Consider the following 12,057-nt stretch of genomic DNA (forward strand, 5'->3'; position numbering starts at 1 on the left):
TTATTTACGCTTTCATAAAAAAATATAATGAGATTCCGTATATCCTATCTTTTCAGAGTGAAAATGTTTAGATATGGCGAGCAACTTTTATTGATTTGTCAAAGCATAAGGGGGAGAGAGCATGATTACATTACAACGTACACCGTTATTTGATGTATACGCGAAGTATGGTGGGAAAACAATCGACTTCGGTGGTTGGGAATTACCAGTTCAATTTTCAAGCATTAAAGAAGAACATGAAGCTGTACGTACAGCGGCAGGTTTGTTCGATGTGTCTCATATGGGAGAAGTTGAGGTAAAAGGTGTAGATAGTTTAGCATTTTTACAACGTGTTGTTACAAATGACGTTTCTACCTTAAAGGTAGGAGGCGCACAATATACAGCTATGTGCTACGAAAATGGTGGTACAGTAGATGATTTATTAATCTACAAACGTGGTGAAGAAGACTATTTATTAGTAATCAATGCATCAAATATCGAGAAGGATTACGAATGGTTAGCTAGCCATGTAATTGGCGATGCGAAAGTAGTCAATGTTTCTAGTGAAGTTGCACAGCTTGCAATTCAAGGACCAAAAGCAGAAGGCATTTTACAAAAAGTTGTGTCAGAAGATTTGAAAGAAATTAAGTTCTTTAAATTTAAAAACGATATTCTTGTAGATGGAATTCCAGCACTTGTATCTCGTACAGGTTACACAGGTGAAGATGGATTTGAAATTTACTGTAAGAGTGAAGATGCTGCAAAACTTTGGGAGAAACTTCTTGAAGTTGGAGCAGAAGAAGGCTTAAAAGCATGTGGTTTAGGTGCTCGTGATACACTTCGCTTCGAAGCAACATTACCACTTTACGGTCAAGAATTATCAAAAGATATTACACCGATTGAAGCTGGAATTGGCTTTGCGGTAAAACCAAATAAAGAAGCAGATTTCTTTGGAAAAGCGACTTTAAAAGAGCAAAAAGAAAACGGTGCGCCTCGTAAGTTAGTTGGCATCGAAGTGATCGAACGTGGAATTCCTCGTACGCATTACCCTGTATTTATTGGAGAAGAAAAAATCGGGGAAGTAACGAGTGGTACACAATCTCCAACGTTAAAGAAAAGCATTGGTTTAGCACTAATTGATGTAAAATACGCAGCAGTTGATACAGAAGTAGAAATTGAAATTCGTAATAAACGCGTCAAAGCAGTAGTTGTTCCAACACCATTTTATAAACGTTCAAAGTAACGGGGAGAGGGGTAGATTTCATGTTGCATCGTTATCTTCCAATGACAGAAGAAGACAAAAAAGAAATGTTACAAACGATCGGCGTTCAAACGATCGATGAGTTATTCTCTGATATTCCAGAGAGTGTTCGTTTTAAAGGGGATTTAAAAATTAAAGAAGCAAAATCAGAGCCAGAGCTGTTAAAAGAGTTAACTCAAATGGCTAGCAAAAATGCTAACTTAAAAGAATACGCTTCTTTCTTAGGAGCAGGCGTATACGATCATTACGCTCCAGTAATTGTAGATCACGTTATCTCTCGCTCAGAATTTTATACAGCTTACACGCCATACCAACCAGAAATTTCACAAGGGGAATTACAAGCAATCTTTGAATTCCAAACAATGATTTGTGAATTAACAGGAATGGATGTAGCAAACTCTTCTATGTACGACGGAGGTACAGCTTTAGCTGAAGCGGCAATGCTAGCAGCTGGCCATACTCGTAAAAAGAAAATTCTTGTATCTAGCGCGGTTCATCCAGAATCAAGAGCAGTACTTGAAACGTATGCAAAAGGTCAACATCTTGAAGTTGTTGAAATTAATCATAAAGATGGTGTAACAGATTTAGACGTATTACAAAGTGAAGTAGATGATACAGTTGCTTGTGTAATCGTTCAATATCCAAACTTCTTCGGACAAGTTGAAAAATTAGCTGATATTGAAAAAATCGTTCATCAACAGAAATCATTATTTATCGTTTCTTCAAATCCATTATCATTAGGCGCATTAACACCACCAGGGAAATTTGGTGCTGATATTGTAATCGGTGATGCACAACCATTTGGTATCCCAACGCAGTTTGGTGGACCACACTGTGGTTACTTTGCAACAACGAAAGCATTTATGCGTAAAATTCCAGGACGTCTTGTCGGACAAACTGTAGATTCAGATGGTAAACGTGGATTCGTATTAACGTTACAAGCGCGTGAACAGCATATTCGCCGTGACAAAGCGACGTCTAACATTTGTTCAAACCAAGCGTTAAATGCATTAGCAGCATCAGTTGCAATGACGGCACTTGGTAAACAAGGTGTGAAAGAAATGGCACGCCAAAACATTTCTAAAGCACAATATGCAAAACGTCAATTTGAAGCGAAAGGATTCACTGTAACATTTGCTGGACCATTCTTCAATGAGTTCGTTGTAGATTGCAAGCGTCCAGTGAAAGAAGTAAACGATGTATTATTACAAAAGAATATTATCGGCGGTTACGACCTAGGCCGTGATTATAAAGAGCATGAGAACCATATGCTTGTAGCAGTAACTGAGCTTCGTACAAAAGAGGAAATTGACACACTTGTAAACGAAATGGGGGCTATCCAATGAAGAACCAAGACCAAGCACTTATCTTTGAAGTGAGTAAAGAAGGACGCATAGGATATAGCCTACCAAAATTAGATGTAGAAGAAGTGAAACTAGAAGATGTGTTTGAGAGCGATTATATTCGAGTAGAAGATGCAGAGCTACCAGAAGTATCTGAACTTGACATTATGCGCCATTATACAGCACTTTCAAACCGTAACCACGGTGTGGATTCTGGATTCTATCCACTTGGATCTTGTACGATGAAATATAATCCGAAAATTAATGAGAGTGTAGCTCGTTTCGCAGGATTTGCCAATATTCATCCGTTGCAAGATGAAAAGACAGTACAAGGTGCAATGGAATTAATGTACGACTTACAAGAGCATTTAATTGAAATTACAGGTATGGATACTGTTACATTACAACCTGCAGCTGGTGCACACGGAGAATGGACAGGCTTAATGTTAATTCGTGCATACCATGAAGCAAATGGTGACTTTAACCGTACGAAAGTAATTGTTCCTGACTCTGCTCACGGAACGAATCCAGCATCTGCAACTGTAGCTGGTTTTGAAACAATTACAGTAAAATCAAATGAAAATGGTCTTGTTGACTTAGAAGACTTAAAACGTGTTGTAAACGAAGAAACAGCAGCACTTATGTTAACGAATCCTAATACATTAGGGTTATTCGAAGAAAATATTTTAGAAATGGCAGAAATCGTCCATAACGCAGGCGGTAAATTATACTATGATGGTGCAAACTTAAATGCGGTATTAAGCCAAGCGCGCCCAGGAGATATGGGATTTGACGTTGTGCATTTAAACCTTCATAAAACATTTACAGGTCCTCACGGCGGCGGCGGCCCAGGTTCTGGTCCAGTAGGTGTGAAAGCTGATTTAATTCCGTACTTACCAAAACCAATTTTAGAGAAAACGGAAAATGGCTATCACTTTAACTATGATCGTCCAGAAGCAATTGGGCGCGTAAAACCATTCTATGGTAACTTCGGAATTAACGTTCGTGCATACACATACATTCGTTCTATGGGTCCAGATGGACTACGTGCAGTAACGGAGTATGCGGTATTAAATGCGAACTATATGATGAGAAGATTAGCACCATTCTATGATCTTCCATTTGATAGACATTGTAAGCATGAGTTTGTATTATCAGGTCGTCGTCAAAAGAAACTTGGTGTACGTACATTAGATATCGCAAAACGCCTGCTTGATTTCGGTTACCATCCACCAACAATTTACTTCCCATTAAATGTGGAAGAATGTATTATGATTGAGCCAACAGAAACAGAATCAAAAGAAACATTAGATGGCTTCATTGATAAGATGATTCAAATTGCTAAAGAAGTAGAAGAAAATCCAGAAGTTGTACAAGAAGCGCCACATACAACGGTAATTAAACGTTTGGATGAAACATTGGCTGCACGTAAACCAGTTTTACGTTATGAAAAGCTAGCTCCTGTACAAGTTTGATTTGATTAACAAAGGAAGAACTCGCTATATGCGGGTTCTTTTTTTGTATGGAGAGTTATGCAGAAGTGGTGAAGAAAATGTTAAAATTTTATATTTTTTGTTCCATAATGGTGTAAAGAAGCAGTTTCATAGGTGATTTTGTTGAAAAAGTCAGTTTGATAAAAGTATTTATTTTTGTTAGAATTTTATTGAAATTAAGAAGATGTAATGAGATAGGAATGACTCATTTTTATGTATATGTGAAAAAACGAGCAAGCAGGGGGTGAAAATGTGGGATATCGGTGTTATAGAATGATATACCATTTAGAAAACGGAAAAACGATTAAAGATGTAAAAGAATTTTGTTATCGAGATCAAGGAAAAGTACTAGAAAGAGTAGCACATCGTGTAATGGATAATAGGGAAGTGACGGCAATTGATAAGCAAGGAACAATCATTTCAATAGCGTGTGAGGACATTGTAAAGGTGGAACTTGATTACATAACAGAAAGTTAACCTTGAGTCATATCGAATTATTCGATACAATATACTGTTGAATGGTGACGAGAGAAGAGAGGAGTTTATCATGGGTAGTACAAGACACTTTTATATGTTTATCTTAGCGTTTGTTCTAGTTGTGGCATTAACGATCTATTTAATTGTTGATAGCACTTGGTACAACACAGTTCATCCGGCGTTCCTTCTGTTTATGTATGTAGGAATTGCGGTAGTGAGTTTCGGAATGAGAGATGAGATGTTAGATCGCTTTGAAAAGTGATACATATACGAAAGACCAACAGGAAAATGTTGGTCTTTTTTTCTTGCCAAAAATAGGATGGTGTGTATATACTGTATATATAAGGTATACACAGTATATACACACACTGGAGGAAAACATGAATATTATTATTTCGAATTCTTCCCAAGACCCTATTTATGTGCAAATAAGAAAACAATTAAGCCAGCTTATTTTAAATGGTGGTTTAAAGGGTGGAGACCAATTACCGTCTATTCGTAGCTTAGCAAAGGAATTACAAATTAGTGTAATTACAACGAAGCGTGCGTATGAGGAGCTTGAAAAAGAAGGATATATAGAGACTGTTGCTGGGAAGGGGACTTATGTTTCACGTAAAAATAATGAACTACTAAAAGAACAGCGAATTCGTCTATTGGAAAGTAAAGCGGAAGAGATTGTAAATGAAAGTAAAGCGTTGCAGCTTTCACTTGAAGATTTACAGCAGATGATTGCGTGTTTATATGAGGGGGAATAAAGGGTGTTAGAGCTAAACAACGTTTGTAAAAGTTATCAAGATTTTGCAGTGAAAAATATAAGTTTTACATTACCACGCGGATATATTATGGGATTTGTCGGGCCAAATGGGGCAGGGAAAAGTACGACGATCAAAATGATTATGAATTTAATTCGAAAAGATAGCGGCGATATAAAAATTTTTGACAAGGACAATAAGAAAACCGAAAAGGAAATAAAACAAAATATTGGTTTTGTATATGATGAAAATCATTACTACGAAGATTTAACGTGTGAACAAATGAAACGTATTATTGCACCGTTATATAAAAAGTGGGACGAAGAGCAATATCAATCGTATATGCATAGATTGCAAGTTCCGAAGTATAAAAAAATTAAAGAATTATCAAAAGGGATGAAAATGAAATTTGCGATTGCTATCGCGCTTTCACATCACGCAGAGTTTATTATTATGGATGAACCGACAGCAGGATTAGATCCAGTTGTCCGAAGTGAATTACTTGATATGTTGCAAGAAATTGTAATGGAAGATGAAGTATCTGTATTATTCTCAACTCATATTACAACAGACTTAGAGCGTATCGCAGATTATATTACGTTCATCAACGATGGAGAAATTATATTTACTGGTGAGAAAGATGAACTAATGGAGAACTATGTAATCGTAAAGGGAAGTAATGATTTATTAGATCGAGAAGGAAAAGAATTATTTGTTGGATTACGAAAAAATAAATTTGGTTTCGAAGGTTTAGCTAAGGATAAACAAGCAATTGTCGATTGGTTTGGAAATGAGGTTGTAATAGAACAGCCTACATTAGATGATATCATCGTTTACACCGCGAAAGGGAGAGGTGCCTATGCGTCAGCTCGTATATAAAGATTTGTTCTTTTTTAGGGTAACGTGGTTAGTGAATCTAATTGTGCCTCTTGTATTATTTATGTTAGATCCAAGTGGTGAATTGTTATTTTCGATGAGTTGTCTATTTATAACTCTTTCTTCCGTTATGACGTTAACTTTTATGGATGAAAGGAATAACAGTGACATTATTATAAATAGTTTACCGGTAAGCCGAAAGGATATCATAATTGCTAGATATGTTTCCAGTGCAATATTTATTGTTGGTGGCATACTCTCTACGATGTTAGTTGTTTTTCTTGTAAGAGGCATTGTGGTCATTGGTGATATCGGTACCTATCATCCGAATCTATACATTGAAATTCCATGGTATGAAGTAATAAATGGAGCTGTTTATGCCGTGTTTTTTGTTGTAACATTCTTTCCTAGTTATTATGTTACAAGGTCAAAGATAGCACGAAGTATAGTGTCAGGAGCATCAATGGTAGTTGGTGGAATTGCTTGGATATTCATAGGAGATGGATTGGATGAAACAACACCTTCATTCATTGAGTGGATTATGAATCCAGTGCATATCGGTGTATTTATAGTTGGAGGAATTATATTAGCTATTGTCTATATCGCTTCTATGTTTCTTACAATTAAAATTTATGAAACGCGTGATTTATAGAGAGGGGAATTCATATGCAACAGTTGATTTTGAAGGAGTTTTTCTTACAGAAGAAGATGTTTCCTTTCTATTTTTTAATCCCTATGTTATCTATTTTTAGGGATTCCGTTCAACCAATGGGGATTGCAATAGGATTATTTATAACATGTAGTACAATTATTTATATTTCTTTTTATCATGAGGAGAAAAGTAAAACAGAAAAAGTATTAGTGAGTTTGCCTATAACGAGAAAAGAGATAGTTATAGCTAAATATATTTCAAGCTCATTATTTATTATAGCTGGTTTGAGTATAACTTTTATAGTCATAATATTAGGAAATGTTTTATTAGACAGAGATATAGTTATTCCTGGATATGCGATATTTTCAGCAATAGTAGCAACTTTGATTTATTGTGTAGTAATGATACCTACTAATTACATTGGAGGATATAAAGCTATTACTGTCTTGAATGTGATTATGATTTTTCCTTTAATGGGTATGATTGGCTTTATGTGCAATATTTTTGGTGATGAAATAATCATGTTAAAAGTACTTCACTCTGAAGATGCTACATTATCAATGAGTGTTCTTGGTATCGGAGTGTTAGTAAGTATAGTCATATCAATGTTGCTCTCAATGAAAATGTTTCAGGAGGCAGAGTTATAGAAGGGTATTTTCATATTAGGAGGGTAAAACATGATCAAGCAATTAGTCTTAAAAGATATGATGTTGCAAAGAAAGTTAGGATTTGTTTATCTTATATGTTTGTTTTTCCTTGCTATTGTTGATTTTCGTAGTGATAGTTTTCTGATGACATTTATTATGTTTATACCTGTTCTTGGCACGATGCTGTCAATGATTTATGAGGATAGGAATAAAAGTGAAATGGTAATAAATAGTTTACCGTTTCAGCGTAAGGAAATTGTCATAGCAAAATACATATTTGTAAGTATTTTAGTTACTTTAGGTGGTTTTTTCTCACTTGTGATTAGTTTAATCCAGTTGCAAAATGAAAATACAACTGCGTTTATGTTATGGGGAGAGATTCTTGGCGGAATAACGGGAGGATTGGTTTATAGCATAATTGTACTCCCAATTGAATTTTCAGTAGGATATAGCAGTGCAAAACAAATTGCTCCCTTCATCGGAATTGCATTTGGGTATTTAAGTGGACTGATTGTAAGTAACGTATGGTTAGATGTAGAGAATGTTTGGAACACGAGTCTAGTTGTAAATAGTTGTTTTATAGCAGGATTGCTTCTTTTATATGTTATGTCTATGTTTATCTCAATTCATTTGTACAATGAGCGTGATTTATAAGGAGGGAGCGATTGTGAAGCAACTTATAATAAAAGACTTTATCGTGCAATGGAAGTATTTAATATGGCACTTAATGTACCCTCTTTTCTTGTATATGACATTAATAGATATTAAAAGTTTTTACATAATTATGTCAGCGATAATTCCAGTCATAGCAATTTTAAAAACATTTAATGACGATAAAAAATATAATAGTGAAGTAATAGTAAATAGTTTACCGCTAGGGAAAAAGCAAATTGTGTTAGCTAAATACATAATGGCACTTATTATTTTTATTATAAGTATGATAGTGTCTAGTCCTGTAGTGATCGATCGATTTGAAGATGGAACTTTTGAATTTATAACGACAACAGTAATTACGATTTCTGGCTTTGTTTTTATATATTTAAGCATTGTATTACCGATATTGTTTTGGTTTGGGTATAAAAAAGCTTCTTTTATTACGCTTTTCATACTAATAGCACCGACAGCAATTGGTACCATGTTCTTTGAAATCAGCATGGAACAAATTCAATTATATAACAGCATGTTATTCGTTAGTTCAATATGCATGTTCATAGTATCTATCTTCGTTTCAGTGAAATTGTATGAGAAGAGAGAATTTTAAAAGGTGCCTTGTATAAGGCACCTTATTTAATAACGACAATATGAAAGTAAGAGTTTATAAACAGAGAGGCTATTCGGTACAACATCTTTTGGAGTATGTAATATAAAGCTGAAAACGATAACTAGAATGAGAAAGAGGAAAAATAAAAATAAAATCTGCTTATGTATAGAATTTTGCATAGTATTCACTCCTTTTTTAGGTAGTATGTCCAAAAGAAAGGAGTGTATGAAAAATGTTAGGGGGAGAATGATGAACAAAAGAAAATGGTTATATAGAATAGGGATATTTTTATTTTCAATTGGTCTCGTATTAGCAAATGTTTACTCGGATATACCACCGCTATTTCCAAGTTTACATAAAGAGATTGGTATAAGTATTGCCATAGTTGGTCTTCTTTGTCTTATCGCATCAAATTTCTACAGAAAATCTGAATGAATAGAAAAAAGGACAGTTACTCTTTTTCAGAAGAACTGTCCTTTTTAAATAATTTATTCCATAGTTTGGCGATACTCCATATAATGACGATTGCAATGGAGGCAATAACTGACCAAACAATAGATGCAATTTCAAGTGTCATGTTAGGAAGAAATGTAAGTATGGATACGACTCTATGAAACAACCATTCTATTATATGAAAACCGATTTGCAGTAGAATGACGATCCCGAGTGTAATCCATGCTAACATTTGTTTTCCTTTTTCTTTCCACATGACATTCACCTCACGTTAGCTTAATAGCTTTAAGCCAACAGCACCGCATAGAATGCAGCTTAAGAAGGCAAGGCGACGCCAATCCGCTGATTCGCGGAAAATTAGAATGCCTAGAAGTGCACTACCGGCAGTGCCGATTCCAGTCCAAATCGCGTAAGCAGTTCCCATCGGTAATGTGTTCATCGCAAGAGATAAGAAGAAGAAGCTTACGCCGAAGTTAGCGATTAAAATAACTTTTGGTGCCCAGCCTTTCTTTTCAGTGGCTACTTTCATAAAGAGTACACCAATAATTTCACAAATACCAGCTAGAATTAAAAATACCCAAGCCATTTTATGCGGCCTCCTTCGCTTCTTTTTCTTCTGTTACTCGTTTTAAACCAATTACACCAAAGAAGATTAAGCCGATTAATAAAACCTTTACAATAGAGAAAGGTTCTCCGAAGATGAAAATCTCTGTCAGAACAATCCCACCAGCTCCGATTCCTGTAAAGACGGCGTATACAGTGCCGACAGGTAAATCTTTATAAGCTCTAAATAATAAAACGAAACTAATTGTAATTAATAGCGCAACACCAGCCCATTCAAGTGGTGCCTCCGCTTTTTTTAGTCCAATGACCCAAAAGATTTCAATAATACCAGCTATGATTACATAAATCCATGCCATATGTCATTTCTCCTTCCTACCAGTCGTTAGGTAAAGGGCTTAAAAACGACGCATTGCAAAGGAGCAATCCGTCAGTTTGAAAGGCCTCGCCAAAATACTTGCCAAGAGGCGTTTAAACGAGTCTCAAAGCGATTTAAACCTGCGTATAGTAGCTCAACCATAAGACCGTCCAGTAAGCATAGAAAAGCCTCCAAGGCGTCTTTTACTTCAATATTATGCAGCTCATCTTGTTCGCTTGCTCTTTTAAATACAGGGAATAATAGTTTTCCGACGTTTTCAATGTGCACATTTGCTTTATTAATAATTTGTTCGCGAAATGCATCGGGCGGAAAATAAGAAGTTCGTAACCAAAACATTGATTCTTCACTTTCACCAAATCGTTTTGCATAGCCCTTTAGTAATTGTAAGAGCAATTCTTCAGTAGACGAATTTGAAAATTTTTCGATATCGCCCGTGAAGCTTTGCAAATCTTTTTGAAGAGCGGATTCTAAGCATATAAAATATAGCTCTTCTTTTCCTTTAAAGTGTGCGTAAATTGATGGTTTTTTAATCCCAACTTCTTGAGCAATATTTGCTAATGAAGTTCCTTCGTAGCCGTAGCGTGCGAAATGAGAAAGTGCTACAGCTTTAATGCGGTTTGCTGTCATTTTCATCCCCTACCTAACGTTCGTTAGGTTTATTATATGAGATGGAAAATATAAAGTCAATAGGTGAAGAGTTGAAAAAAGAGCGCTATAGGTAACGCTCTTTTTAGACAGTATCTCGTTCAATTAAATGGAATGAAAGCTCTTTTGCGTTCCCGACAATTTGCTCGTTCTGGATCTGCTTATGGAATAAAGAAAAAGCATGTGAGCCCATTGCGAGACCGGGATGCTCAATTGTGGAAATTTCTAACGCTTTTGAAATTTCATGATTATCAAATCCAAGGATAGCAAGGTCTTCAGGAACGCGAATGCCATGTTTTCGCGCCTCTGTTAATAAACCAGCTGCAACTTGATCGTTCGCTGTAAAAATAGCGGTTGGACGATTTTTCATGTTTAAAATACGATGGAGTATTTGTGCACCGTCCTGCATTGTATAGCATTGATGAAAAATCCATTCGGGATGTAACGTTTTGCTTTCATTACGAAGTGTATCAGCAAACGCTTTTTCACGTTCCACAGAATTTACACTTGTTTTTCTTGCTAAACAAATCCCGATTTTTTCATGGCCTTTACTAAGTAAATAGGCGGTGCCGAGACGGAAGCCTTCATAATGATCTACGTAGACAGATGAAATGAGGGGGTGGTTCATTTTTTCGCATGAAATAATAGGAGCAAATTTTGCGAAAGGTTCAATTTGTTCCCATGAACTCGTTCGAGAGCAAATAATCATCCCGTCGAATTGTTTCATTTTCATCATTTCAAGAACACGAATTTCTTCAATGCTATCGTAATTTGTTTGACATAAATTAATGTGATATCCAGCTGTTAACGCTTCGTTTCCGATTCCTTCAATAATGGTACTGAAGTATGGAAGGTTAATGAAAGGGAGCATAACGCCGATCGTATATGTTTTTCCCTTTATTAAATGAATAGCATTTATATTTTTTGCGTAGTTCAATTCTTCAACAGCATCTAGAACACGCTTACGCTTTTCTTCTTTTACGTAAGGGTGATTATTAAGAACGCGGGAAACAGTTGATATGGATACACCAGCGGTTTTTGCGATTTGTTTTATATTGGCCATATGTATCACCTCTTCCCCTTATTATAAAGGGAAAATAATAAGAATGAAAAAATCTTGACCTGAAAAGCTTTTCACAAACTATGCTATAACCATGACTTCCGTTATTCGCGTAACCTTTTTATTTGGGCGTGAGAATGATAGGGGTCTTTTTTGCGTTTATAAAAGAGGTTTTGTCAAAATGTGTGAGAATAACGTGGAAAGTCTTCAAAGGGAGA

Annotated in this window: 17 protein-coding genes; 12 read left to right on the forward strand and 5 right to left on the reverse strand. The window is 35.7% G+C overall.

Annotation, left to right across the window (positions count from 1 at the left end; all coding sequences use genetic code 11):
* Positions 1-121: 121 nt before the first annotated feature.
* The 12 genes from gcvT (at position 122) to FS742_RS12500 (ending at position 9,176) form a co-directional block, all read left to right on the forward strand.
* Entirely contained in the window at positions 122-1,222 is a 1,101-nt protein-coding gene (gene gcvT, locus FS742_RS12440) for a glycine cleavage system aminomethyltransferase GcvT (protein ID WP_087956936.1), read from the forward strand.
* A 20-nt stretch (positions 1,223-1,242) separates the two neighbouring features.
* Complete coding sequence (gcvPA, locus tag FS742_RS12445) at positions 1,243-2,586, forward strand: aminomethyl-transferring glycine dehydrogenase subunit 1 (protein ID WP_144612634.1); 1,344 nt, start codon at positions 1,243-1,245, stop codon at positions 2,584-2,586.
* On the forward strand, positions 2,583-4,058 hold the full coding sequence (gcvPB, locus tag FS742_RS12450) for an aminomethyl-transferring glycine dehydrogenase subunit 2 (protein ID WP_098124028.1): 1,476 nt from the start codon (positions 2,583-2,585) through the stop codon (positions 4,056-4,058). The genes gcvPA and gcvPB overlap by 4 nt, the downstream gene beginning before the upstream one ends.
* A 291-nt stretch (positions 4,059-4,349) precedes the next feature.
* A complete protein-coding gene (locus tag FS742_RS12460) occupies positions 4,350-4,553 on the forward strand; it encodes a DUF3929 family protein (RefSeq protein ID WP_000639160.1) in 204 nt (67 codons plus the stop codon).
* Positions 4,554-4,623: 70 nt separating this feature from the next.
* Positions 4,624-4,815: a hypothetical protein gene (locus tag FS742_RS12465; RefSeq protein WP_000535935.1), complete on the forward strand. Its 192-nt coding sequence runs from the start codon at positions 4,624-4,626 to the stop codon at positions 4,813-4,815.
* Positions 4,816-4,933: 118 nt separating this feature from the next.
* Positions 4,934-5,308, forward strand: coding sequence for a GntR family transcriptional regulator (locus FS742_RS12470; protein WP_048531120.1), 375 nt, complete (start codon positions 4,934-4,936; stop codon positions 5,306-5,308).
* A 3-nt stretch (positions 5,309-5,311) separates the two neighbouring features.
* Positions 5,312-6,184: an ABC transporter ATP-binding protein gene (locus tag FS742_RS12475; RefSeq protein ID WP_144612637.1), complete on the forward strand. Its 873-nt coding sequence runs from the start codon at positions 5,312-5,314 to the stop codon at positions 6,182-6,184.
* Positions 6,165-6,833 carry an ABC-2 transporter permease gene (locus tag FS742_RS12480; RefSeq protein WP_144612639.1) on the forward strand — a complete coding sequence of 223 codons (669 nt, stop codon included), beginning with the start codon at positions 6,165-6,167 and terminating at the stop codon, positions 6,831-6,833. The genes FS742_RS12475 and FS742_RS12480 overlap by 20 nt, the downstream gene beginning before the upstream one ends.
* Before the next feature lie 14 nt (positions 6,834-6,847).
* On the forward strand, positions 6,848-7,480 hold the full coding sequence (locus FS742_RS12485; RefSeq protein ID WP_144612641.1) for an ABC-2 transporter permease: 633 nt from the start codon (positions 6,848-6,850) through the stop codon (positions 7,478-7,480).
* A gap of 30 nt (positions 7,481-7,510) precedes the next feature.
* A complete protein-coding gene (locus FS742_RS12490) occupies positions 7,511-8,134 on the forward strand; it encodes an ABC-2 transporter permease (RefSeq protein ID WP_144612643.1) in 624 nt (207 codons plus the stop codon).
* Between the two features lie 13 nt (positions 8,135-8,147).
* Positions 8,148-8,741 carry an ABC-2 transporter permease gene (locus tag FS742_RS12495; RefSeq protein WP_144612645.1) on the forward strand — a complete coding sequence of 198 codons (594 nt, stop codon included), beginning with the start codon at positions 8,148-8,150 and terminating at the stop codon, positions 8,739-8,741.
* Positions 8,742-8,987: 246 nt separating this feature from the next.
* Positions 8,988-9,176 carry a hypothetical protein gene (locus FS742_RS12500; protein WP_144612646.1) on the forward strand — a complete coding sequence of 63 codons (189 nt, stop codon included), beginning with the start codon at positions 8,988-8,990 and terminating at the stop codon, positions 9,174-9,176.
* A gap of 16 nt (positions 9,177-9,192) precedes the next feature.
* On the opposite strand, the gene FS742_RS12505 is transcribed toward FS742_RS12500, so the two are convergent.
* The 5 genes from FS742_RS12505 to FS742_RS12525 form a co-directional block, all read right to left on the reverse strand.
* Complete coding sequence (locus FS742_RS12505) at positions 9,193-9,450, reverse strand: DUF3975 family protein (protein WP_144612648.1); 258 nt, start codon at positions 9,448-9,450, stop codon at positions 9,193-9,195.
* 15 nt (positions 9,451-9,465) lie between these two features.
* Positions 9,466-9,780 carry a DMT family transporter gene (locus FS742_RS12510; protein ID WP_000312623.1) on the reverse strand — a complete coding sequence of 105 codons (315 nt, stop codon included), beginning with the start codon at positions 9,778-9,780 and terminating at the stop codon, positions 9,466-9,468.
* Position 9,781: 1 nt separating this feature from the next.
* Positions 9,782-10,114 carry a DMT family transporter gene (locus FS742_RS12515; protein ID WP_000312339.1) on the reverse strand — a complete coding sequence of 111 codons (333 nt, stop codon included), beginning with the start codon at positions 10,112-10,114 and terminating at the stop codon, positions 9,782-9,784.
* A gap of 71 nt (positions 10,115-10,185) precedes the next feature.
* Complete coding sequence (locus FS742_RS12520; protein WP_144612650.1) at positions 10,186-10,767, reverse strand: TetR/AcrR family transcriptional regulator; 582 nt, start codon at positions 10,765-10,767, stop codon at positions 10,186-10,188.
* A gap of 97 nt (positions 10,768-10,864) precedes the next feature.
* Positions 10,865-11,842 (reverse strand): LacI family DNA-binding transcriptional regulator, encoded by a 978-nt coding sequence (locus FS742_RS12525; RefSeq protein ID WP_144612652.1) that lies wholly within the window; start codon positions 11,840-11,842, stop codon positions 10,865-10,867.
* Positions 11,843-12,057: the final 215 nt, after the last annotated feature.

This window comes from Bacillus cereus (genome assembly GCF_007678085.1).
GTDB lineage: Bacteria > Bacillota > Bacilli > Bacillales > Bacillaceae_G > Bacillus_A > Bacillus_A cereus_BE.